Below are 23,100 nucleotides of genomic sequence, written 5' to 3' on the forward strand. Positions count from 1 at the left end.
GACTTGGGTGTGTCAGATTGCATTGTTGTAGTGGATTGTTGGGGTTGATCCTTCCTCACGCACTATCACCTACTGACCAGAGATACTTAAAGTTAAGTTTTTTTACTAATTCTAGGATATATGAACCTGTGTTGTTATATTTTAATCCACCATAATTTGTTAAAAACAAGTCATTTAGGTTAAACTTTCTATGCTTATGATTTATGGATTATTTGGTTATCATGAGGTATCAAGTCCTGATAGCTACACCGTAAAGAGCGAGGAGAACACCCGCATCCAAAGGCGCAGGATGAATCCGACAACCCATTTTCAGTCTATCGGCGATAGGTGGACGGAAAATTTCCACCATTCTCAATCCGACCTTTTACTTTAATGCAGGCGCTAAAACATCATCGTTATGAAACAACTCGGCGAAGTCCGAGTAGCGTTAACGAGAGAGAAACTCTCGTTCTTACAGCAGAACGCGTAACGTTCTTAGTAGTTTGCACCCTGTTTGGGGGAAGGATAGGAGTACCGACTCGTTGGCACAGTCAGTAGTCCACCTTCACGACTTTTCCAGCGGATTCTAGCCATAGACACAAGTGATATACTGCAAACTCTAATATGCCAACTGCGGTCGAGGTACTCTATCTTCCTCCGGGCGAATAGTATACGTGATATAACTAAATCTCTTCAATGAACGACTTAATGTGGTCGTAGACTACACCTTCATCAGTTCGTTCAATTTTCGTTTGAGGGATATTCTCCCAATTAGTCATATCCTTTGGACAGACGTTGCCATCACCTGCCGCAAACACCGTAACTGTCCCCTCACTCGACCGGCATAATAGCTCCAGTTTGTCGAATTTGGACTGGAATGACCCTTCAACAGGCTGAAATACGAGTCGCTGGACAAACGGGGTATCACAGGTAGCAGCCGCTTCGACGCACTCAAAGTCTCTTGGAGTGAACCCCAACTCAATCATAGACTTAAAAACCGCTTGCAGTTGCGGTGCCGTGACATCAATGTGTCGCTCGTAGGTCGTGGTCTCTTCTTCTGTGAAAATTTTTATCGAAGAGATTACATCAATACTACCGACAGTCTCAGGGGTCTCCCATGGAATCGTAATGGTCGAAGTCCGCGTCTCTGTGAGTTCGGTTTCAAACGTGGCATCAGAAACAAGAGTAAATCGGTCAATAGTGGCCCGCTGAAAGTCATCTCCAGTTCGATACGGAACGTTGAGCGCGAGGGCAATTTCTTTAATTTCCCATTGACAGTTCGTCCCCCGGAACGTGACATCGATGTCCGTACTTTCCCCGATGACGACGTAATTTTGTGAGAGACTGATTTCGATTGTACCCTCACTGACGCTGTGGCTTGTAAGAACGTTGTTTTCGTCCATGCTCTCAAGTATTTATGAATGCAAATATACTTTTCGAATTATTGAAGTTATAAGCGATATTAATAGTACAGGACCGACGAACATCCTCGGTGTGTATCCGTAAAATCTGAATTACGATAGAATCGGCTAGAGTGTTAGTAGTGGCCGAGCAATCCGTTCTGTCGCGCTCTAATTCCTGCCCGATAGAAACTGTAGTAGCCGATTGTGAAATAGACGACGCTTGTAGCGACAAGAAGACCAATTTCAGTTGCCGGGAATTCCCAGAGTCGAATACTGTCTTCCATCGCTCTTCGAGTCAAATAACTACCGTGGGTGACTGGAAGAAGCTTCAGGACTTCTAAATCTCCAGCTGGAGCGGCGATTAGTCCAACGAATGCAAACTGGACAATTTGAAACAAGTTCTCGATGCGTTTGTATACGAGAGCAAGCCCAGCAAACAAGAATCCAATACCAACGATTGACATCAAAGTAAGCGCTAACAATGGAAGTATCGTTAGCGGGTCAACAGTCAGCCAACGGCCTGTTGTAGCCATCATGAACACCAGTAGTCCTGCCCCCCAAAGGAAACTGAAAGCGATGTTAACGATTGATTTGACGGCCATGACAGTCCGGAATCCGTGAGGGGACATGAACAACCGCTCTAGAGTACCCCACTGTGCCTCACGCGTAACGTTCCACGCGAGTCCGGAGTAGGACGTAATCGAGAGGGTAAAAAGGAAGAATCCAACAATAATTCCGTTGAGAGAATCGGTTAATGAAGGGCCTGCAATAGCCTTTCCGCCAAAGAAGACCAACGAAAAGAACGCTACAAGCGTCAAGAACAGACTCGCTGTATTAACGGGATAACGAACGAAAAGAACGTACTGTTTATAAAAAACAACTTTCACCAAGGCTAGCAAGGACGGACTATCATCGTCAGCTAGTTCCGTCAGCTTGCTACTGTCAGTCGCCAATATTGCTCACCTCCTGTACGGCTCTTGAATCGTCTGTCGGTCGCGGATCTGTTTCGGTAAGTCGAAGGAAGACATCCTCTAAGTCCGGTTCAACAGAGGTAATCTCCCGAATGTCCTGCTGGTCATCCTGCAGGATGTTCACTGCATCATATATTTCGTTCCCTTCAACAACGGTGAATGTCGCGGTAAGTCGATTATCGGTTTCTGTGATGTCCGCAGCTACTGTCTGTTCCAGGCGCTGTCGGACGCGATTGGCAACTGGACGTTCGAGAGTGATTTCGTATTGACGTGTGTGGAATAGGTCCAACAGCGCGTCAACCTCGTCATACTCGATGATAGAGCCATCGTTGAGTATTAAAACACTGTCACACACCGTTTCGATGACATCCATGTCGTGACTACAGAGCACAATCGTTACGTCCTCGTTGGCAAGTCTATTGAGTTCGGTACGGAGTTCAAGCGACGTCTCAATGTCGAGTCCGAGAGTCGGCTCGTCCATGAAAACGACATCAACGTCACGCGCTAAGGTGGAGGCCAGAGAGACTTTCTGTTTCATTCCACGAGAAAGATCATTGACTGGCGTGTCGGCGTAGTCGTCAAGATCGAATTGTTTCAACAGTGTCTCGTGCCGGTCGCGTAAATCACTCGGATTATCCCCACCAATGCCCGCAAAAAACGAGAGATTTTCCTGCACCGTGAGTTTCCAGTAGATATTTCGTGCACCTTCAAGTATCGCACCTACGTTTTCATACGCGTAATTCGGTTGTTCATGAACGTCTCGTCCCGTGATTTCAACATCTCCTGCATCAGGAAGTATCAAACCCAGCATTGACTTAATCGTCGTTGTCTTTCCTGCCCCGTTCGGGCCAAGTATGCCGACAACGGTACCACGCTCTATTTCGAATGATATATCATCGATGGCAGTAACAGCAGATTCACCGTCTCCGAATGTTTTTTTCAACCCTTCGACGCGGATTGCCGGCGGTTCATCTGTTTTCATATTGTTATCTACAATGTAGTTATAATATACCTACATGTTAATTGTTCCGTTATTCGTAGAATTCATAAACCATACACAGAAACAAGGCAAGTACTGCGAGTTTTGACTCCGGTGCAGTCTCCTTCCGAATGTTGTGATGATAACACCGAGGACGTCAGTAGCGTTCAAATTCGCGGCTAAAAGTCGACGGCTATCGCACCAGCGAGACAATTGCTATCGACTGCTCAAACGAGAAGGCAAACCACTGGTGAGCGAGCACTCGGTTATTGGACTTCTGCTCGACGACGGAGCACTGCGGCACCGAACAAGACGAGGCTCACGCCAACGAACGCGAGTGGGACGCCTGCTTCAATACTCCCTGTTGTCGAGCCGATGAAATCGAGTGGCACAGCACTGTTGAGCGGTCCGACGTACCAAATCATTAGGTACACGATTTCGAACAACCACGTAGACCGACTCCAGATTCCCGTCGCAATGGCTAGTGACGGAGCAAACAAGACCCCGCCCGCATACCCGACAAGTAGTTCTAGTTGACCGGCGCCGACAAACAATACGAACAGACCACCACTGATACTCGCGGCGACGGCGACACCCGCAAGCCACTCTGCTATGAGCTGTCTATTCGCATATTTTGACGACAGCACCAAGTTCGTCATTCGATGCTTCACCGTCCGCACGCCCATGCCCGACCAGATGAATATCGGCCACACGAACGCAAGTGGGAGGACAATTTGGCGAGCAGGCGCGACCGCCGCATCTGTTGACCCACCAGTCGTAAGCATAAGAATTGGACTCCCAGCAAGAGCGACTGCACCAACGTACCACCACCAAGGTTGCCCTCTAAGCGCAAGTCGAACCTCCGCAGCGACGAGTCGCCCAAAACCACCAGCGTCACGATCAGTCACAGATGTGAGCGACATCGAATCAATTGACGGGGGTTCGGTGTCATCTTCGATAGGAGCATCTTCTTGGCCGACTCCTGGCACGACTGCGACGAGTCGCGCAAGCCATCCGGATCCGTCCGATGATTCGTGTGACGGCGTTCGGTCAAACAACACCGTCGTGGCGAGCACGATGGTGATAGCAGGCACGAACAGGCCGATGCGTTGTGCATAAATCCAGAGTGGCCAACTACCCCCAGCGTAGCGGAACGTCTTGTCACCATCGAGTGTTCCAATCGATGGCACCCCACCGCCGTAGTTCGGGGCTTCAGTGAGTAACGCGTCAACCGTCAGATCGTATATTGCTATATGTCCCATGATGTCACCCGCCCTCGCTTGGAGTGGAATCGCCCCGGGCATCGAATTCTGTGTCGCAGCTAATGCAGCGAGCGAGAACGTCGCGAGTATCACATACAAGATATTGCCGAGTGTGCCGCTCAACCGATCTACCGTCTCGAAAAAGAGAGCGACAGCACCAACGAGGGCACAGACTGGAAGCGCGAACGCGAATAGCGGTGCTAACAGTGGGAGTGGATTCGTCGGTCCAACGCCGTGAATTGCGTGATTGGCGATGGTTGCAAATCCGAGCGTGAGGAGAATCACCACGCCGAGAGCAACGTTGCTGAGCCACTTTCCAGCGAGGTATGTCCTCTCTGAAACCGGAGTGCTGGCAACTAACTGGTCAACGTCGTATAGCCGGTCACGTTCAAGCGTATTCTTCATCAGATAGAACCCGCCAAATAGGACGACTGCCGACCCAGTCAATCCGGCCTTCAATCCGATGAATGCCGCTGTGTTCACCCCGTGATAATTCGTCGTGGTACTCCCGTCGGTGACTTGATAGGCCAGTTCGATTTGTCCGACGTTGACGAGAAACCCGATATACGCGATAATCGCAAGAACAACCAACAGGCGGCGCGACCGGACTCGTTGCAGAAAATCTGCCCGTGCGATGTTGTAGAGTCGATGCATCTCAGACACCGTCCTGTTGATCGATTGTCTTGAGATATGCATCTTCGAGGGTCGGGGAGACCTGAGTCGCGTCATCTGTCGGTGGCGTCACTGCGATTAGTCTGACTTTGACGCCGTCCGAACGCTGGACAGTACTGCATATCTGGTACTGGTTGCGAAGCGTAGATAATTCGTCTCGTGGAACGAGACACTCGTAAACCTCTCCAGCGACTCGGCCAATGAGTTCCTCGACGTTCGCATGGGTCAGTAGTTGGCCATCATCGAGGATGGCGATTTTGTTCGCGGTTGCTTCCACGTCTGGAACAATGTGTGTTGAAAGAATGACAACACGGTCGGCAGCGGTATTAGATAAAGCACTTCGCAACCGAACTCGCTCTTCGGGGTCTAATCCGACCGTCGGTTCGTCAGCAATGAGAAGGTCCGGGTCGTTGAGCAACGCTTGCGCAATACCCACGCGTTGGCGCATCCCTCCAGAGAACGTCTTGAGCTTTCGGTTTCGGACGTCACTCAGATTTGTGAGTGTAATCATCTCGTCGATGCGTGCGCTTGCAGTCTCGTTATCGAGGCCGCGCAGTGCGGCCATATATTCAAGGAACTCTTCGAGTGTTAGGTCGGGATACACGCCGAAATCTTGAGGTAGATAACCGAGAATAGACCGAACAGCATTAGGCGATGCGACTATGTCCGTGCCTTCCCAATAGGCAGTGCCGGTTGTTGGTTTCATAACCGTCGTAAGGATATTCATGAGGGTCGATTTTCCGGCACCGTTTGGTCCTAGTAATCCGTGAATCCCCTCGTTTAGTTCGAGGGAGACGTCACGGATACCCCATGTGTCCTCTGCGTACTTTTTCCCAAGTTCTTCAGTACGTAACTTCATGGCGGATTGTATCAGTACCACGTACAAATATTTTTTGAGCATGAATTTGGTGTAAGAGAATATATAAAAATACCATTCAAAAGCCACTAGATTTGGAGTTATAGGATTAATATTATATTTGGCCTAACGGTCATAACTCAAACTAAAGAATAACCAAAACGAATATTTAATCCAATAGAATGTAAAGAAACAGAGGCCCAAACCCACACTCTAATCATTATAGCTAACAGTCCCACCATTCAAGATTTATTGATGGTTAAGAATATGGGGTTTTGTATGAAGATGCGGGAGAATGTATAGTTTCAATAAGCCAGCGCTGGTTTGACGATTTATCTTCTGCTCAGGCAACGTTCGACGGGATGTTTTGGCAACTGATTAATCTGGATGTCATCGAAGTAATACGAAACCGCTCGGTGCGGTCATCGAGTGGCGACTCAAGCAATTTTGGGAAAATACGTTCTGTCCACGCTGCGACTATCAGAGCATTGTGACGTTGGGAAACAGTCGACCGAATCTGGCACCGTGACTGCGATTTTGAGCCGGTTTTCACCTACGGCACGCCGTTCGTGCTGGAGTCGGAGTACCCGAACGCTCACGACCAAGACGTTCCGTGGTGATGGAAGGAGGACCGCCGCGATTTCCGTGAACGCGAGGAGAAGGTGCTGGAGCAACGCGAAGTGTACACGCTCCAGACGGTGGACCACGGGCAGGTGGTCGCCTACGAGGGCGACCGCCCGGTGGAGACCGCGAAGAGCGGCATCCTCCGGCTCGGCAGTCACTCGAAGTACGGCTTCGGAGAGCTACGAGTGACGCCGGTTGAACCCCGGTCGAAACAGTGTCAGAACCCAGAGGAAAAGACGAAGGTCACCGGGTGAGAGAACTCATGCGAGACGGAGGAATCGGCACGAAAAAACACGTCGCAGACTGAATAAAGAAATCGTATTTGCAACAACTGATAAGCCGCTTCAATAGATTAGATAGAACCGGTCGGTTCGTTTTTCTACCCCTGACGGGTTCGGGGCACTCGACTTCTCGGTGCCTCACGACCACAATGACGACGCCACTTGCAAGATTCGAGACGACGAGTAGAGTCCGGAAGTGCGCCCAGTACGAAGCACTTGAGTTCGAACTTCGGAATGGCGATGTTGGTGTTCGGAACGGCGGCTATGCCGACCCGGAAAACCATGCATACACCAGTGTAATCCTCTTCGTGTACGTTCTCCGGCCACAAACGCTGTTGGCGGTCCCTCCTCCAGTGCATCCTGTCCGTGTCTACCGCTGGACACCGCTGGAATTGAGAGACCGACAGGTAGCCATAGGGTGTCACCGCCACGAGGACCCACCCTTGGGGGTGTCTACACGTCGTGACGGCTCCAGACCACGGCCGATTACGGGCGTTCGTGGGAGAGAGGTGTCCCTCTCGGGGTGTGTTTGGGTCCGGCCACCCCGTTATCCGGCCACCTCGTCTGTGGCCGGAGCGTCCGAGTCACCGAGCGACGGTTCGCCCGGTAGGTCCACGTCGTCTTTCAGGACTACGACGTTCTCTTTGTAGGTGAGGCCGTCTGCGGTGCGTTCTTTCTGGGTGGTGATGAGTCGATGTTTGCTCAGTTCACGCATGGCGTCGAGCGTCCGCCGCGCGAGTTCCTGCGCGTAGTTTTTCGAGACGCCCTCCTCGTGAGCACGAATCCAATCAGCAAGGTCGGAGGACTTCAGGTAGACGCGCCACCCGTTACTGCCAGACGTCCAGAGTTGGTAGCGGCCGGGGTTGTCACGTTCCCGCCATGCTTTTGCGGCGAGTTCGTCGGGCTTGCGGTTCGTGACATTGGCGAGCATTTCGTCATCATAGCGAGCGAGACGTTGAATCGGGAGGAGATCGGCCGTCGAATGCGTGACGTGGCCGCCGCGTTCGAGTGCGTCTTCTTCGCCGGGAAGCCGGGCGTAGTGGTTGCCGTCGTCTTTGGTGATACGTTCGACGCGGTCACCATCCACGTCGAGCAGTTCGTCCATGATGTTGGCTTCCACGTTCTCATACTGGAGGTGTGCGCCCTTTTCGAGTTCGCGAGATTGGAGTTCCGCAATCATCGACCGCGTCCCGTTCGCTTTTGCTTCGAGGGCGCTCAAGCGCGCGTCGTGTTCGCCTTCGACTGTGTCTTGGAGGTCGGCGAGTCGGGCTTCGGCCTCGCGGCGCGCATCGCGTTCCTCGGCGAGTTCATCGCGGAGATTCTCAACTTCGCGTTCGAGATTGGTAATCTGCTCTCGGAGGTCGGCGGTCGCTTGCTGGATTCGCTGTGTGATGTATTCGGCGAGCTGTTCGGGGAGTCCTTGTTCGGTGGGAGTGTCGGTTGTCATGGCTTCTCTGGGGTTGTCGGCAGGGGTGGTTGGCTGGCGATACCGTCTGCTAGGCGTGCGTGGGCGCGAAAGGGACGAACGGAGGGTGTCTGGGCTACCCGCGGGGTCGCCCGTGTAGACGTAATCCGGGCCGCGGCGGCTCCGCTGGTAGGTCTAACTCGGTCACGTCGATGTCGAGCGAGACGGCGTTCCGCACAAACAACTGCGTGAGTACGGTTTTGCCCTCGTCAGTGAGGTCGCAGGTGAACCCGCGGGCGTCGTCCGGATGGTCGCTCTTGGTAACGAGGTCTCGCTCGACTAGCTCATTGAGGCGGGGATAGAACTGCCCGCCCGCGGTGTTGGTCTGGCCGAGCGCTTCCAGTTCCCGCTTGACGTCCGCGCCGACAGGTGTCTCGTTGGCTTGGTTCGCCCGGTAGACAGCGAGCAAGAGATCGCGTTTATAGCTCGTCAAGTCGGCTACGGTCTGGTCGATCATCGACCCACACCTCCGGAACTGGGAGTGGTACCCTTGGGGATGGTACAGCCACACGGCTGGACCATACACTCGGTGGGGCTATTGGCGGCGATGGCGCGAATCGGTGTCTCGCAAGCGGGACACTCCCCGTCTTTGAGTGCCCAACACGTACTCATTGGCCGGTCACCTCCTGGTTGGCGTCACGGATACGGTGGCAGAACTGGCAGGGCGCATACCGCTGTCGTTGGGCTTCCGTCCGGGCGAGTTCCTTGAGTCCGTCATGGTTGACCGGACAGAGCGGGTTGTCGTTCTCGTTGGTTTCGTGGTAGGCGTACGACCGCTGACCCGTCGTCTCGATGACGAGAACCGTCTCTTGTGCCGGGTAGGAATCGTTGTCGATACGCGCGTTGAGGTCCTCTCGCGTCGGCTCGTCTACGGTATCCGAATCCGGGCACGTATGCGACGACAGTTGAATCGTGGGTGTGCCACAGTCACCGCACACGTCGAACGTCTCAGGAATCGCTTCAGCGAGGTCCGGCCCGAACTCCTCGATGGCTTGCGTCACCTCGAGTCACCTCTATTCAGGCCGACTGCGTTGGCGCGGCGCTTGGCGTGCTGGACGAGCAGTTGCTCGGCAGTGTCGGTGGTGGCGTATTCGTTGGTGCGGCCATCCTTCTCGGCCTTCTCTAGCAGGCCGTGCTCGGCTAACCGGTCCAGATTCTGGTACAGACGAGAATGATTGATTTCATCGCCGTTCCGTTCATCGAGATACGCCTTGATCGCAAGACCCTTCGGTGGATTCTCGCTATCCCGTTCGAGCGCGCGGACCGCATACAGGAGGTCACGCTCGAACGCTCGGAGGTCTCCGACCGACTGAGAAGAGTCCGCGCTCATCGCTGGGCACCTCCCATCATGTGGGCGATTGATAGACTATCCGCTCCTCGTGCGGGACATTCAAGTCCCGTCTGGGTAAAGGCGAACATGCGGTTCGTTTCTCCGAACGACCGCACGACAGGCCCGTGATGCCCCACGGGTCTTTTCTATGACCAGATGGCCTATCGAACAGTCGTTGTTTTCTGAATTGCAACAGGGGATACTTATTTCTAATGCATAGTACTATGCACCAGAATGGGCCGTTTTATGCACTAGAATTGCCTATCAGCGGCGTTAAATGGCTTATACTCATTCCCGATAGCACGAATGAGACGGCCGCACGTTGATTGGATGACTCGTGCGGACGATGCAATCCTCGAATTTCTCCTTAACGAGGGCAATGAAGAGTTGGTTGCTACCCCGGGTGTTATTGAGGCGAATCTTCCGTATACACTCTCAACGGTAAATCAGCGTCTGCGCGAACTCAAAGATGAGAATCTCATCACGTACGAAAACGAAGAGCGAGCATTATACAAATTAACTACAAAAGGTCGCGCATATCTCGCTGGCGACCTCGACGCAGAAGAACTAGAAAACGACAAGGAGTAGCGCGATGGTCGGTCCGTCAGTCCATCGCTGGACTCGATTCCTCCTGCTGTTTCTGGTCGGCTTCGTCGCCGCGACCGTCGACTTCGTGACTTGGATGGCCTCGCTGGTGTAGCGCGGCCGCGACCCAATAGGAAGGCTTGTCTTCGGTGACTCCCAAGTTTGATTCCCTCCGAATCTCTCCGCGTCCGGGCCATGTTTCGTTGGCATACTTGCCACGAGACATTCGGACTAAAAGGGCGTATGGCGAACGTGAACGAATAAACCCTGATATTGGCGGTAGAGGTTCTGAGGTGGCCGTGAAACTGTGTAGAAGTGATGAACGAAAGTGAACGAATGAATAAATACCAGCTCTGTATCCGGATTAGAACCTATAGTGATTTCAAAATCAGATGTATTTCCGACAGCGCCACACTCGTCCAAGCTCGCATCAATTTTAGGAATGTGATTAAGTAACTACTCCGCTAGCCCTTAGGCCGACTGTGCCCGAGAGGATTTTAGGCTATCATTGAGTCTCTTCGCGGTGAATTCCCAGAATCAAATACATTATTGCAGCTCTTGATTTCTGCATGATTTCAAGAGATTTTGTTTCAAGTCCACTCAGATATAGGTCGTGTGAGAGTTCATTGGACCTATTGGAGAACTCCGAACTTTCAGAAAAATCAGCCAGCACTCTTACGTGACCATGTTCCAATTCGTTCCTCAGTTTTCGTAGTTCCTCTGCCCCAGGTTCAAGGGATTCAGTTACTGTCAGTTAGCTATTGAATTCTAAGTCCTTGCTTAGCCAGAATAATCCTCTAAGCGGCCAATTTTTCTTGTTTTGGAATTCTGGAGCGAGTTGGTTTTTGCCCCCGGATTTGTACCAGACATTGCTGAAATATAGCTTATGTTCTTTAATATAGTTGAGTCCAAAATAATGGGATATGAACTTTGCAATCTTGTCGAATATTGAATATGAGGCTCTAAATCCGGACTTGATAAGTTCTACCCCCATAGAGTGTCGGGAGTAATCAAAGGTGTTCCTGCGAGTAACAGCCTTATCGCTATAATGGTCTGGAGAGGCTGAAATACCTCTCCAGAGCTGATGGCGAGCAGAGACGTATTCTTGCTTGATTTGATTAAGGAAACCAGTACAAGATATCAGTTTCTCGCTATCTGACTGGCTTACCTTGGGAAGGTGAATTGAATCCTTAGCTGCCCTTGACTCAGTGGTGACATCGTTTAGCGGATTAAGGAAAAGTACATTTTCAAGACACCATTCCCGGTACTTTTGCTCTTTTGAACTGCCTAATGAAATATCCGACAAGTCAATATCAAGTTGCAGAATTTTTGAGCTGACGTTAGATTGAAGCCATTTCAAATTCTGCTGAAATCGTTCTCTCATGTCTTGATGAAGTTGGCCATCTAAGAGAGCTTGACGTAGATAGTCATGAGCGGTTTGAAAGAGAACGACACGTTCTGCAGGATTCGGTACGTGTCGTGCATAGGACAGTAGCGACATACCTATTTGTCCCAGAGCACGAAGAAAGGGCGGGTCAATCTCGATTGCCTTCCTCCAATTCCAGAATGCTTCAATCCATCTGCCGATGTTTGAGAGAACGTTTCCCAAGTTTGTATACGATTTTTGGATTTCTTCACTAGTCAGTTTTTGAATTCCCTTTGAATCCAATGCCCTTCTAAACCGACGAATGATGACCTCCATCTCAGGTTTTTCCCAGTCCCAACTTGTTAACCCTCCGTGAATACGTAGTAATCCGGTTTGAGCATTACCAAGGGTGTATTCTAACCTTGCTTCCTCTTCTGGCGAAAGATCCCGATTCTGGAGGTTAGTACCAAGATTAGTGATTTTCTGAAATCCCTCTTCCCGATCCAATATATCGGACGCATCATGCAATATACCTAGGTAATTGATTGCGTTGCCAGTTATGAAAACATCTAAGTCATCTATGAGGGACAAAAAATCATAGACTATCGAAGGCTTTGATTCTAAATTCTGATACAATTCGAGGAGGAGATTCTCATAGTATCTCTGTCGGTTAAAACCACTAGCCATGCAGGTAATTACCAACTCACTGTTATAATAGTTTGGTAGTGTTGGTCTACAAAATTCCCAAAATGCTACGGTTCTAAATACTCGTAGTACGCCCCTCGCGTTTGTCCGACCTTCTCAATCAGTTCATACCGCGCCAACGACTGCAAATACCGCCGCCGGGTCGGCTTCGACTTCGGATTCCCCACACGCTTCTCATACTCGTCATGCAATGCGCCCGCCGCGATCTCCCCTGACTCCCGAACGATGTCGAGCAGAATCCGCTGGTGGGTAGACAACCGCTGGACGTTCCGCTCGTGGACCTCGGTCTCAACGTCATCAGCGATGTCTTCGACCAGCCCAGGACTGAGCGAGTCACGCTCCTTAATCCGGCACGCCCCATGCCCTGACGAAGCAACGTGATACTGAACCGTCGCGCTTCGGTGCTCTTCCTATGGATGTCGAATAGGTCCTCCTTGGGAAATCGGACCCCAAAGGACTTGCAGAGGTACTTTTGGATATTCGAAAATAGTGTAGTTAAAGATAGACTCGCCACGTCGTCGTGAACATACGTTCTACACTATCTCAATAGGGATAGATTCTTAAACTATGATACAAACCCGTGGGTATGTCCACCCAGATCGAGGCCATCGACATCGCCAACTGGGACTCGCTCTCTGATATTGCCGAATCACTCGAAAAACGCGGGCTGAAGCGACAACCCGACCTCGGCGATTCGAACGAAATCGTTCTGCAACTCTCAGATGACGAGTTCATCAAGCTCGTGGAAGCTGGGCCTGGTGAGCACGCTCAGGACTTCAAGCCCGAGAGCATGACTCAGCACACGAACTTCGTCGCTACGAACGATTTCGAGGATTTCACCTTCATCACTCGGGTCCGAACGTGGGACCAAGAACACGGCCGAATCAAATACCAGAAATTCTCCTTCTCGAAAGACCAATTCACTCGCGAATCGGGCGAGAAACGGACCGTATTAGAGAAACTGAACAGCATCGAATACGGTAACCCGGCGACTATCTATGAGGATATCTACGATACGAAGAAGGTCGTCAAGGAGTTCTACCGGCAGTTCGAAGACCTCCGCACCGACCTTGTTCAGAAGGTTGCGGGTATTCCCGACGACCGCGGGGACGCTAAGCGCCGTTACGTGCAGGTCGTACTCGACCGGATGATCTTCCTCTACTTCATTCAGGAGAAGCACCTGCTCGACCACGACAAGGACTACCTCCGGAAGAAACACGACGAGTACGCCGAGGAGGGCGACGTCTACGACAGCTTCTACCACGATCTCTTCTTCGACGCACTCGCAGAGGGCCGACTCGACAACAAGTACGGCCGAGTCCCACATCTCAATGGGGGACTCTTCTCGAAGAATCCCATTGAGGAAGAGTTCGAAGACGCCAAACTCGGCGAGACCGCCGAAGAGACGAACGCTTGCTTCGACGAGATTCTGGACTTCCTCTCAGATTGGAATTGGAACGTCGACGAACGCCTCGACATTGTGGACCCGAAGAACCTCTCCCCGGCGGTCCTCGGTCACATCTTCGAGCAGACGGTCAACCAGAAGGAGATGGGGGCGTACTACACTCCAGAGGAGATTACGGGCTTCATGGCTCGCCGGACAATCCATCCCTACCTTCTCGACCAACTCAACGAGAAGGTGGGTGCCGAGTACGAGGAACTGGACGAAGTCTTCGGATTCAAGCCAGCCGACGCTGGTGGCGATACGACGGTGGCCGCCGACGGAGGGACGATTACAACTCAAGCCCCCACGGAGCGAGTGACGCAGGACCACGTCGAGACGCTGTACTTCGACGTGCTGAAAGAGACTCGCGTCCTTGACCCTGCAGTCGGTAGCGGTGCATTCCTCCTCGCCGCTCAGGAAGTCCTACTGGACGTGTACATGCAGTGCATCGAGTACTTCCAGGAACAGGAAGACAGCCAGCCGTGGGAGCTGACCGACCGAATCAAGGAGGAACTCGAAACCATTGAGGGGCGGCAGGGGAACGCTTCACTGTACGCCAAACGTGAGATTATCCTGAACAACCTCTACGGCGTGGACATCGACGACGGCGCAGTGGAAATCTGCAAGCTCCGACTCTGGCTGTCGATGGTCGCGGATATCGAGGACGACCCTGACGAGGTCGAGAAGCTTCCAAATATCGACTTTAATATTCGACAAGGCAACAGTCTTATCGGGTTTACTGAGGTCAAAGAGATCGCTCGTGAAGAGCAAGGTGATCATTCGCTGTCGAACTTTGGGGCTGGCGCGGGAACAGGAGTAAAGGAACTTTATGACGACGTGATTCAGGCACAAGAGCGTCATCGTCGTTCAGATTCCTCTTCCGAGGCTCAGAACGCCAGACAAATTGCAGAATCAAAAATCGACCAGCATAGCCGGAAGCTGGACGAAAAAATCGTAGAGGAATTTCAAGAGGCAGGAATTGAAGGTGTGGACTTGGAGAGGGTCCAAGACTATTCGCCTTTCCATTGGGTACTTGAGTTTGCTCCGGTTTACCGGGATGGTGGATTCGACGTTATCATCGGAAACCCACCTTGGGATATGCTGTATGCAAATCGAGACGACTTCTTCGTCAGATATGACGAACAATTCCAATCTTATTCCTCCGATAGAAAGGACGTGGTAATGGAGTTCTTGCTGGAAGATGACACCGTCAAAAAGGAGTGGGAGGAGTATCAGGAGTCAATTGAGACGCGAGCAGACTACTTCACGAAAGGGAATACTTACAATCTCCAGTCGCCGGTCGTTGGAGGCAGGACGATGCCCACCAAGAACGAACTTTCAGCGCTTTTCCTTGAGAGGATTTACAAACTCTCTAATCCCGGTGTTAAAGTCAGTCTCCTTCTTCCTGGAACCATATTTGGGGGCGTAATGGGGAAAGACCTCCGTTCACACCTACTTGACAATGCGGACGTACAGAGTCTGATTGGATTCGAAAACAAAGGTATCTTTAATCAAATTCATCCTCAATACCGATTTGCGGTCCTTACATGTGAGTACGGTGGTAAGACAAAGCATTTGCGAAGCGTCTTCAATCAACGGGATACGGGTGTTCTTTATGACATAGAGGAAATCGCAACTGAAACTCCTCGAAGTGTGCTTGTAAGCTACTCCCCTGAGGGTGGTATCTTCCCGAATATCACATCACAGCGGGAGGTAGATGTTCTTAAAAAAGTCGTGGAGCAACCCTCTCTCGGTGAAGATATCGAGAATGCATGGTCAGTCGATATCCTGACGAAGGAGTTCGTAGAGTCGACTGACAAGGACCGACTTTTAACATCGCCAGATGACGCGGATTATCCGGTCTACGGTGGAAAGAATTTCCACCAATTCGAGTACGACAATACTCACACCGAGGAACTTGACGATCCAAAGTACTGGAGTCGAGACCTATACGATCCAGAGAACAGTGCTAAGTACCGTGTCCGCGAAAAGAAATTCAATCGTGGAAATCTCAAGCGGGCCATTTACGACGCCTTTGGAGGCGAAGAGACGAGCAAATCACAGGTTCAGTTTGTAGATGACCTTCTTGAGGATTATCGCGGACATGGTCTCGAAGAGCAAGACGTTCTGCTTGACTGTTCGGAGTACCGAATTGGTATTCGAGACGTGTCTCGTTCTCGCGACGAACGGACAATCATTGCGACTGTCCTACCCAAAGATGTCGTTTGCCTCCATACGATTAATACGCTCAAACCATTCGAGATTAACCCGGAGGAATCGCACCTCTCTGAGTCACCTCTATGTTCGCCTTACGTGCGCCGATTCACAGACAAAGAGCTGTTCGTTGCTACTGGTCTTCTGAACAGCATTGCATTTGACTTCCTGATGCGGACGAAGGTCGAGACGCATATTATAAAACGGGAGATGCTGGAATCACAACTTCCCCGTCTCACCGAAGGTGACGACTGGTTCCATTATATCTCCGAGCGCGCCGCTCGCCTGAACTGCTACGGTGAGGACTTCGAGGAGATGCGCGAACGACTCGGCGGTATCGAACCTGCCACTACCGGGCAGGAACGCCGTGAGCTTCAGGCCGAGATCGACGCCGCGGCGTTCCATGCCTACGGGCTTGATGCTCAGGAGGTCAAGTTCATCCTCGACGACTTCCACCGCGTCGAGAATCCGCGACTGATGGACGAGGACTACTTCGACATGGTGTTCGAGAAGTACGACTACTTGGACATAGAAGGGCCGATGGAATAAGTAGCAAGCCGAAATTACTCGCTTAGCGATTCTTCACCGAGAGCCGCCGAGAACACCGTCTTGTCGGGCCTGGATGATGAGTTGGTCCCCAATTTCTGGTGGCACGTTCAGGCCGGATGTCTAGTCGTAGTGGACTAAGACAGAGTTGGGGTCGTCGGCGTTCGCTGCTTCGTCTGTGTCCACAGAGAAGACGAGGACTTTCACTCGGGTCTCACCGTTGGCCTGCCACCCTGAAACACTCCCAGTACTCCCTCTTCTCCGAGACCTCCTTAACGCCAATTTCGCCAAGAATAGGATCGAGACTTGAACTTGTGTCGGGGTACAGTTCGCCAATTACTTCCCTACCTCCGTGAACGTCTTAGTTTGCCATCATGGGACGTCTTGGTCGGTAGTATTCGACTACCCTGACCCCAGAACAAATGCGCTACAAGTTCAACATTCTATGTCCTCTTGTGGAATTTAGAAGACGCTCGGTGTTCCATCAGGTTCAGAACACTTCGCACATTTTTTGAATCCGTTGTGCTTTGCTTGTCTCTCCGGCCCCATGAAACAGGCCGACTTAGCATCAATAGCTAGTCCACAGTCTGTCTCAACATCCTCTCCCTCCCTGTCAATGTCGTGATATCGGTTTCCAGTAGGAGGGACGACAACTACCACGACGTCTCACCGGCATTCTTAGCTACCTTTTCCAGGCCACTTATTTCAGGTTCTTTGACATTCCACTCTTCTAATGCGAAATCGATAATATCCTGCTCTCTTTTTTCGATCTCTTCTTTCCCGAACTTGTTGTAATCAGATAGCGCGCGTTGAACTCGAAGACTGGACGATTCGTAGGCTTTCTCTTTCTCTTCTCCAGCGGTCTTTTTCTCTTTGAAGGGAAGGTTCCCGTAGGTCTTGTTCCAATAGTCACTAGCAATAGTTAGGTTTCCAAGCCGGTGGACGTAATCGACGAACTCTTCTCGCAAGTCCTTGGGGATGTCCTCTTCTTCGAGTTTGCGAGCGAGAATATGCTCGACCTCAAAATCTGATGAAAGAATTTGTGGAAGTTTGTGTTCTACATGTTCACCGACAGCTGCCTCCAAATTCTGGCCGTAGTGATACAGGAAATACCGAATGTCCTGACTTGTGACGGAATCATAGAATTCGGGGTCACGAAGTTCCCGAATGAACCGTTCATCGTCGGAGTAATCTCTGGTGATTGAGTGAAGACGGCCGATCGTGTCGTTAAATCCGTGTTCTTCGTCCGTATGGATGTTGTGAGCAAGACGAACGAGTTTACCGCGTCCAGTATCCGAACGGCGTCCATCTACCGCATACACTCGGAACACGAGTGTTTCACACGCCTCAATGATGTCTACCATCTTATCCGGGTCGTCATCACCGAACTCCATTTGGGCCGCTATTAGGACCGGAAGTACGTTGGCAACTCTACCAAGTTCGAGAAGATGTTTCAAGGGGGATTGAACAGGTTCGGGTCGCTGTAAAGGTCGGAACAGTGCCGCGAATGCTGAAGACGCTTCTCGGAGGTCTTGTGTATACTTGTCGATTTCAGACTGTACTTTTCCGTAGTCACCCTGCCGATAGGCGTTCCGTAGACGCGCTTTTAGAGTGTCGAGGCTGTTGTAGTATTCATCTGAATCATATCCATCGTAAATTCCCCAATGGAACCGCTGGAAGCTGTCTTCATCAAAATCGCTGACTCTGTTGTGGCCGTTCGACAAGACGAACAATTCGCCGTAGATACTTCCAAACCGCTGTTTGATTTTGGCTTCGAGAGCGCCTTGATTGCTTGATCGATTGTCCATATACATCAAGAAGCTCTTCGTCTTGTCAAGTGAGGACAGAGGCTTCCCCCGGTCATTCAAGCTCTCGAAAATGGATGCAGCTTCGGATTCACCATCTAGTTCGACGACGTTGATTTTACAGTCGTAGCGCAACCGTTCTGATATCTCTCGAACCGAGACATCCGATGGTGGGTCTTCAAATCGGGACTCGAAGTACTGATATGCGAATTCGAGGCGGTCCTGCGAAGGAGTCTTAGTCTCAAGATTGGAATCCCCGAACAAACTATCTCGGAAGAACTCCTCGTCTTGGTCCTGTGGCAACAGTCGAGGACGTTCCTCAACAGGGTAAATCAGGCTATCTTCAGATACGGTTTCATCAACAACATCATCAAACTTTGTAGCAACATGGAGAAGGATAAGCGCAGTCGTTAGGCGTTGCTGACCATCCACGACATCGTATTTATCGAATCGTCTGCCCTTATCTGTTCTATATTGTTCGTCCTGCTCGTCAAGGATGATATTACCGAAAAAGTGAGTTGAGTCCTCTGGGAGATATCGGAGATCGTCTATAAGGTCATCTAATTGTGATTTTTCCCACGAATAACTCCGTTGATAGGAGGGGATATCAAAGAGTCCATCCTGATATAGAGATGCAAGTGTTTCGGTGCGGGTCTTCATAATTCTGCTGTCAAACGATATCCCGATATATCTTACGACAGCTACAGACAATTGGTATGAAAACACCAGACGCAAGGTCAAATTGATAGTTAGAGTTTATTGTCCTGCTACAACCCCCCAGCACATCAACTCGGCGTGAATCTCACTTTCACGAACCAGTGTCTCTTGGTACTCCGTCGACCCTGCAATGTTATCGTCAAGGAAGATTTCCAATTCGCTCAGTAGCTCTTCGACGGGCCACGAACCGATAGCGTCGTACTCGTCGTGATGCCGGAACGTCTCGCGGAGAATCCTGTCCTCGTCGGTGTTCTCTAACTTCACGTCTCGAAGTCGTGACTCCAACTCAGACGCCCATTCCCCGACCGTATCGAACTCGTTCGACTGTGAGACCTCCCCCTCCGATGCAGAACCCTGCAAGTGCTGGAGATAGCTAATCAGCGTCTCTTGCTCCTTCGAGTATTCCTTCCCTTGTTCGAAGGTTCCTTCCACCTGACTCGACCGAACGTTTTCGAGTCGTTGATCGACCAACTCCGAAATCGCTTCTCGACTTTCCAGCACGCGCGTCAAGTCGCCGGACATCGGCTCACCTTCAGCGTCCGGTTCGATCTTCAGCGTCCGAACGCCGCGCTCCTTCACGTCGTCGCTGAACGGCTTGTAGTAGAACCCACGCCGGACTCGTCCGAGTGGCGCGTCATCGTCGTCTTCGAACCACATGTGAGCGAGGGCGAACACGCCCGGTCGGGGGCCGCTTCCGTCCGTGACGTTCGTGTAGAGGAACTCGCGTTCCGGGGGTGATTCCTCGAAGAAGTCCTCTGCGAACTCGAAGTCCTCTTCGTCAAGACCATACTCGTCGTTTAGGTCTTCCTTCAGGAGGAATCGCTCGAAGGCTTGCTCTTCGTTGCTCCCGGCGTTTCGAAGGAGCGGGTTCTTGCTCGTGTCGTCGAGTTCGTTGTAGTCGTCGACGGCCCGCGACTGTTCGAGCGACGCCTCGATCTCTTCGACCTCCAACTCGCCGATGGTCTTCTCCGTTTCGACGCCCGCACGCTCCAGAATCTGGTCTTCGTTCGGATCGAGGATGTTGTTCTCCTTCCCGACGATGAGCGCGATGTCGTTGATTTTCGCCTGTAGACGCTTGAGCAGTTTAATTGCAGCTTCGATGTCACCGTCGGGGTAGAAGTTGTGGACGTGCTTTTCGGCCGTACTCCCGATACGGTCGACCCGACCGACCCGCTGGACGATACGCATTGGGTTCCACGGGAGGTCGTAGTTGACGACGACGTGAACGTCCTGCAGGTTCACCCCTTCACTGAGGGTATCCGTCGCGACAACGTACTGTAGTTCACTCTCACCGGTTTCTTCAAGGGTCCGCTGATACCCCGAAGCCTCTGGCGCGAACCGTTCGATGACGGCCTGCTTGTTGTCGTCACCGCCTTTCACGACAGCGCTATTCGCCCGCGTCATCGGCGAATCAGGGTCGTCTACGAGTGTCTCGTAGACGTAGTCGGCGGTGGCCCGATACTGCGTGAAGATGAGGACCTTTTTGTTGTGGCTCTGGAGGACATCGCCGACTTGATCGACTTTCGGGTCCCGGAACTCGTGGAGCGCGAAGACCTCGGCGTAGAACTCGTCAGTTGCGTCTCGAACGTCGTCCAAGTCCGCATGCGGGTACAGGTCGGGGTTCTGTTCCTCCTCAGGTACGTCCGGGACTCGGTCGACGCGATTGTCTTCGAGCCACGTACGGAGTTTGACTGCGGCGTCGTTTACCGGTCCAGAATGCCGAGCAACGTCACCGATGAACTTCGTGAGGAAATGTGCCAAGAGGGTGAGGTCCTCTCGAATGTAAGTCCGGACCTCACCGACGGTCGCGTCAGCGAGCTCGTTCTGGTCGGACTCCTCTTGATCGGCCCGAACCATGGTCGAGTCGAAGCCGAACTCTTCGAGAGTCTGCGCGAGTTCCTCTGCGTCTTCCCCTTCCACGAAGTCGTCGAGCGATGACGAGTCCTCCTCGTTGTACTGTCGAAGTACGTCGATTTCTTCATCTTCTGGGAGATCTTCGAGGAAGTTCAGAAGCGTGACTTCGCTCTGGTGTAGGGTCTGAATTGACTGGACGAACGCGTACGTCGACGATTCGAGCCGTTTCAGGAGATTAAGCTTGTAAAGCGCCTTCAGCGTTCCACCGGCCTGAGGGTTTTTGACTGTAATGTGCGGAAGATGGAGTGCATCCATTACGTCCGGGAGAACGCGATAGACGGGTTGGTACGCGAGAGGCAAGGAGTACTCCTCTTTGTGGAGAGTCGGCGGACTGAAGCTCATTTCGAGCTCCTCGTCGTCTTGCAGTTGCTCCTTGACGTGCTTTCGTGTTCGGAGTACCATTACCTCGTTGAGGATGTCACTAATTACCTCCGACTTTCGAGTGAGTTGGTCAGTGAGCCGTTCTCGTTCCTCTTCAGAAACCTCCTCCTTGTGAGCAATGACCCGCTTCCGTTCCTCGGCGAGTTCGATGTAATCGTCGAACGCGCCGAAGTTGAGACTCGCGTTGTTCCGGAGCTGATTCTCACCTGTGAAGAGGCTAATCAAGTTCTTCAGGTCGGTCGCACTGTTATTAATCGGCGTCGCGGTCAGCATAATCATCGTCTTACCGCGGAGTTGCCGGAGATTCGCGTGTCGGCGCGTTCCCTTGTAGTCGTCTTCGTCGTCCGGCTGGGGCCGCCATTTGCCAAAGTTCCGGAATCGGTGGGCCTCGTCGACGAGAATAACATCGAACGTGTCTCGCAGTTCCTGAACGTCGTCGTAACTGAGGTTCTGGAACTTACTGATGCTCATTACGTCGAGGTGTGTACCATCAACTTCGAGTCCAAAGTGCGGATCCCCGTCTTCGTTCGTCGCATCTTGGAGTAAATCAGCCCACTGGTCAACGAGGTTCGCAGGAACAATCAAGAGGCAGTTTTTCGCCCGCTGCCGATAGTCGTAGAGAAGTTCACTACCAATGAATGACTTCCCAAGCCCGACCGAGTCGGAGATAATACATCCGTTATACTGTGCGAGCTTCTCTTTTGCGCTTTCGTACCCGAGTTTTTGGAAGTAGAAGAGCGGACTGTCGCGTGTCCCGACGTTCCCGTTGAGCGCATCGTAGGCGAGAAGCTTGTACAACTCGAACGGTTCAAGATACTGACCGAGTTCGTCGTCCGAGCCTCCCTGCTTCCCTTTCCAATCCTGATACTTATCGTGTGACTCGATAATATCAAGGAGGTCTTCGTTGAATTCGTCGGCGTTCGCCCATTGGTTATCGAACCAATCGTCGAATGCCCCGATATCTTGCGGTTCTTGGCTCGTGAGATTCAACTCAATGTTCTTCGTATGGCCTGTTTTAGAGAAGTTTGAGGACCCAACTACGACTGCACCACCACGTTGGTCATTCTCGCCCTCTCGTATCTCCGGCGATTCTGGTGGAGAACGGAAACTTGCGCCTTTTGCGTGGAAATAACCTGATTCCGGATTTCGAACCCGTATTTCGATAAGACCGTTAGCGATGAAATCGCGTAATCGGTCTAAGCGTTCTACCTGAGCGTTGTTGAGTTCCTCAATGTCTTCCTTAATCTGGTCTTCAAGTTGCTCGCGAAGACTGAGTCCCTCTTCGACTTCGTCAGCAGTGTGACGATCCGTGCTACGCCCCATCAGAATTCGTACCGGCGACCGTCCAAGTTCCTCGGGGTCGGCCAACAGATCAAGATCGTCTTTAACCAAATCGAAACCGGAGACGTAGAAATACCCTGTTGCAATCCGAGCCTCCTCACTCTCTCGGATAACTTTTCGATAGGTGTCAGCGAGATTCGTTTCTGTATTGTCGACGAGTGGTTCGAGATGAAGCATTAATGTTGAACAACCGTTGTGATGACGGAATAAACGTTTCTCTTAAGACATTACTCAAACACGGGGGATTCGTATAAGACTAT

General features: G+C 51.6%; 14 protein-coding genes and 3 pseudogenes. 5 read left to right on the forward strand and 12 right to left on the reverse strand.

Annotated features, from left to right (window positions below; translation table 11 throughout):
- Positions 1 to 662 precede the first annotated feature (662 nt).
- From FXF75_RS18810 to FXF75_RS18830, 5 genes are all read right to left on the reverse strand, one after another.
- The gene (locus FXF75_RS18810; RefSeq protein ID WP_163523470.1) at positions 663 to 1,382 is read right to left on the reverse strand and encodes a sporulation protein; all 720 of its coding nucleotides are present in this window, start codon (positions 1,380 to 1,382) and stop codon (positions 663 to 665) included.
- A 134-nt stretch (positions 1,383 to 1,516) separates the two neighbouring features.
- The gene (locus FXF75_RS18815) at positions 1,517 to 2,335 is read right to left on the reverse strand and encodes an ABC transporter permease (RefSeq protein ID WP_163523472.1); all 819 of its coding nucleotides are present in this window, start codon (positions 2,333 to 2,335) and stop codon (positions 1,517 to 1,519) included.
- Positions 2,325 to 3,335: an ABC transporter ATP-binding protein gene (locus FXF75_RS18820; RefSeq protein WP_163523474.1), complete on the reverse strand. Its 1,011-nt coding sequence runs from the start codon at positions 3,333 to 3,335 to the stop codon at positions 2,325 to 2,327. The genes FXF75_RS18815 and FXF75_RS18820 overlap by 11 nt, the downstream gene beginning before the upstream one ends.
- A gap of 263 nt (positions 3,336 to 3,598) precedes the next feature.
- On the reverse strand, positions 3,599 to 5,248 hold the full coding sequence (locus FXF75_RS18825; RefSeq protein ID WP_205427877.1) for an ABC transporter permease: 1,650 nt from the start codon (positions 5,246 to 5,248) through the stop codon (positions 3,599 to 3,601).
- Between the two features lies 1 nt (position 5,249).
- A complete protein-coding gene (locus FXF75_RS18830; RefSeq protein WP_163523478.1) occupies positions 5,250 to 6,125 on the reverse strand; it encodes an ABC transporter ATP-binding protein in 876 nt (291 codons plus the stop codon).
- 359 nt (positions 6,126 to 6,484) lie between these two features.
- Between FXF75_RS18830 and FXF75_RS22850 the strand changes: the two are divergent.
- Together FXF75_RS22850 and FXF75_RS18835 are read left to right on the forward strand one after the other, a co-directional pair.
- Positions 6,485 to 6,691: pseudogene (locus tag FXF75_RS22850) on the forward strand (IS1595 family transposase); the annotation flags it as partial.
- Positions 6,683 to 7,000, forward strand: a pseudogene (locus FXF75_RS18835) (hypothetical protein); the annotation flags it as partial. The pseudogenes FXF75_RS22850 and FXF75_RS18835, both read left to right, overlap by 9 nt.
- 574 nt (positions 7,001 to 7,574) lie before the next feature.
- Here FXF75_RS18835 and FXF75_RS18840 read toward each other — a convergent pair.
- The 4 genes from FXF75_RS18840 to FXF75_RS18855 all read right to left on the reverse strand — a co-directional run bounded on the left by FXF75_RS18840 (position 7,575) and on the right by FXF75_RS18855 (position 9,822).
- On the reverse strand, positions 7,575 to 8,474 hold the full coding sequence (locus FXF75_RS18840) for a hypothetical protein (protein ID WP_163523480.1): 900 nt from the start codon (positions 8,472 to 8,474) through the stop codon (positions 7,575 to 7,577).
- Between the two features lie 94 nt (positions 8,475 to 8,568).
- On the reverse strand, positions 8,569 to 8,949 hold the full coding sequence (locus tag FXF75_RS18845; protein ID WP_163523482.1) for a helix-turn-helix transcriptional regulator: 381 nt from the start codon (positions 8,947 to 8,949) through the stop codon (positions 8,569 to 8,571).
- Between the two features lie 151 nt (positions 8,950 to 9,100).
- Complete coding sequence (locus FXF75_RS18850; RefSeq protein WP_163523484.1) at positions 9,101 to 9,493, reverse strand: hypothetical protein; 393 nt, start codon at positions 9,491 to 9,493, stop codon at positions 9,101 to 9,103.
- Positions 9,490 to 9,822: a helix-turn-helix transcriptional regulator gene (locus FXF75_RS18855; protein ID WP_163523485.1), complete on the reverse strand. Its 333-nt coding sequence runs from the start codon at positions 9,820 to 9,822 to the stop codon at positions 9,490 to 9,492. Before FXF75_RS18855 ends, FXF75_RS18850 begins: the two co-directional genes overlap by 4 nt.
- Before the next feature lie 330 nt (positions 9,823 to 10,152).
- Here FXF75_RS18855 and FXF75_RS18860 point away from each other — a divergent pair, with 330 nt between their 5' ends.
- Entirely contained in the window at positions 10,153 to 10,410 is a 258-nt protein-coding gene (locus tag FXF75_RS18860; protein ID WP_163523488.1) for an ArsR family transcriptional regulator, read from the forward strand.
- A gap of 502 nt (positions 10,411 to 10,912) precedes the next feature.
- Here the strand turns inward: FXF75_RS18860 and FXF75_RS23400 are convergent.
- Positions 10,913 to 12,460, reverse strand: a pseudogene (locus tag FXF75_RS23400) (LA2681 family HEPN domain-containing protein).
- Positions 12,461 to 12,723: 263 nt separating this feature from the next.
- On the opposite strand from FXF75_RS23400, the gene FXF75_RS23220 reads away from it, so the two are divergent.
- Together FXF75_RS23220 and FXF75_RS22860 are read left to right on the forward strand one after the other, a co-directional pair.
- Complete coding sequence (locus tag FXF75_RS23220; RefSeq protein ID WP_275897443.1) at positions 12,724 to 12,846, forward strand: hypothetical protein; 123 nt, start codon at positions 12,724 to 12,726, stop codon at positions 12,844 to 12,846.
- 218 nt (positions 12,847 to 13,064) lie between these two features.
- Positions 13,065 to 16,685, forward strand: coding sequence for an Eco57I restriction-modification methylase domain-containing protein (locus tag FXF75_RS22860; protein ID WP_240334775.1), 3,621 nt, complete (start codon positions 13,065 to 13,067; stop codon positions 16,683 to 16,685).
- Positions 16,686 to 17,335: 650 nt separating this feature from the next.
- Here the strand turns inward: FXF75_RS22860 and FXF75_RS18880 are convergent.
- Entirely contained in the window at positions 17,336 to 19,147 is a 1,812-nt protein-coding gene (locus FXF75_RS18880) for a DUF262 domain-containing protein (protein ID WP_163523492.1), read from the reverse strand.
- Positions 19,148 to 19,243: 96 nt separating this feature from the next.
- A complete protein-coding gene (locus FXF75_RS18885; protein ID WP_163523495.1) occupies positions 19,244 to 23,017 on the reverse strand; it encodes a helicase-related protein in 3,774 nt (1,257 codons plus the stop codon).
- Positions 23,018 to 23,100: the final 83 nt, after the last annotated feature.

This window comes from Halorussus sp. MSC15.2 (genome assembly GCF_010747475.1).
Lineage (GTDB): Archaea > Halobacteriota > Halobacteria > Halobacteriales > Haladaptataceae > Halorussus.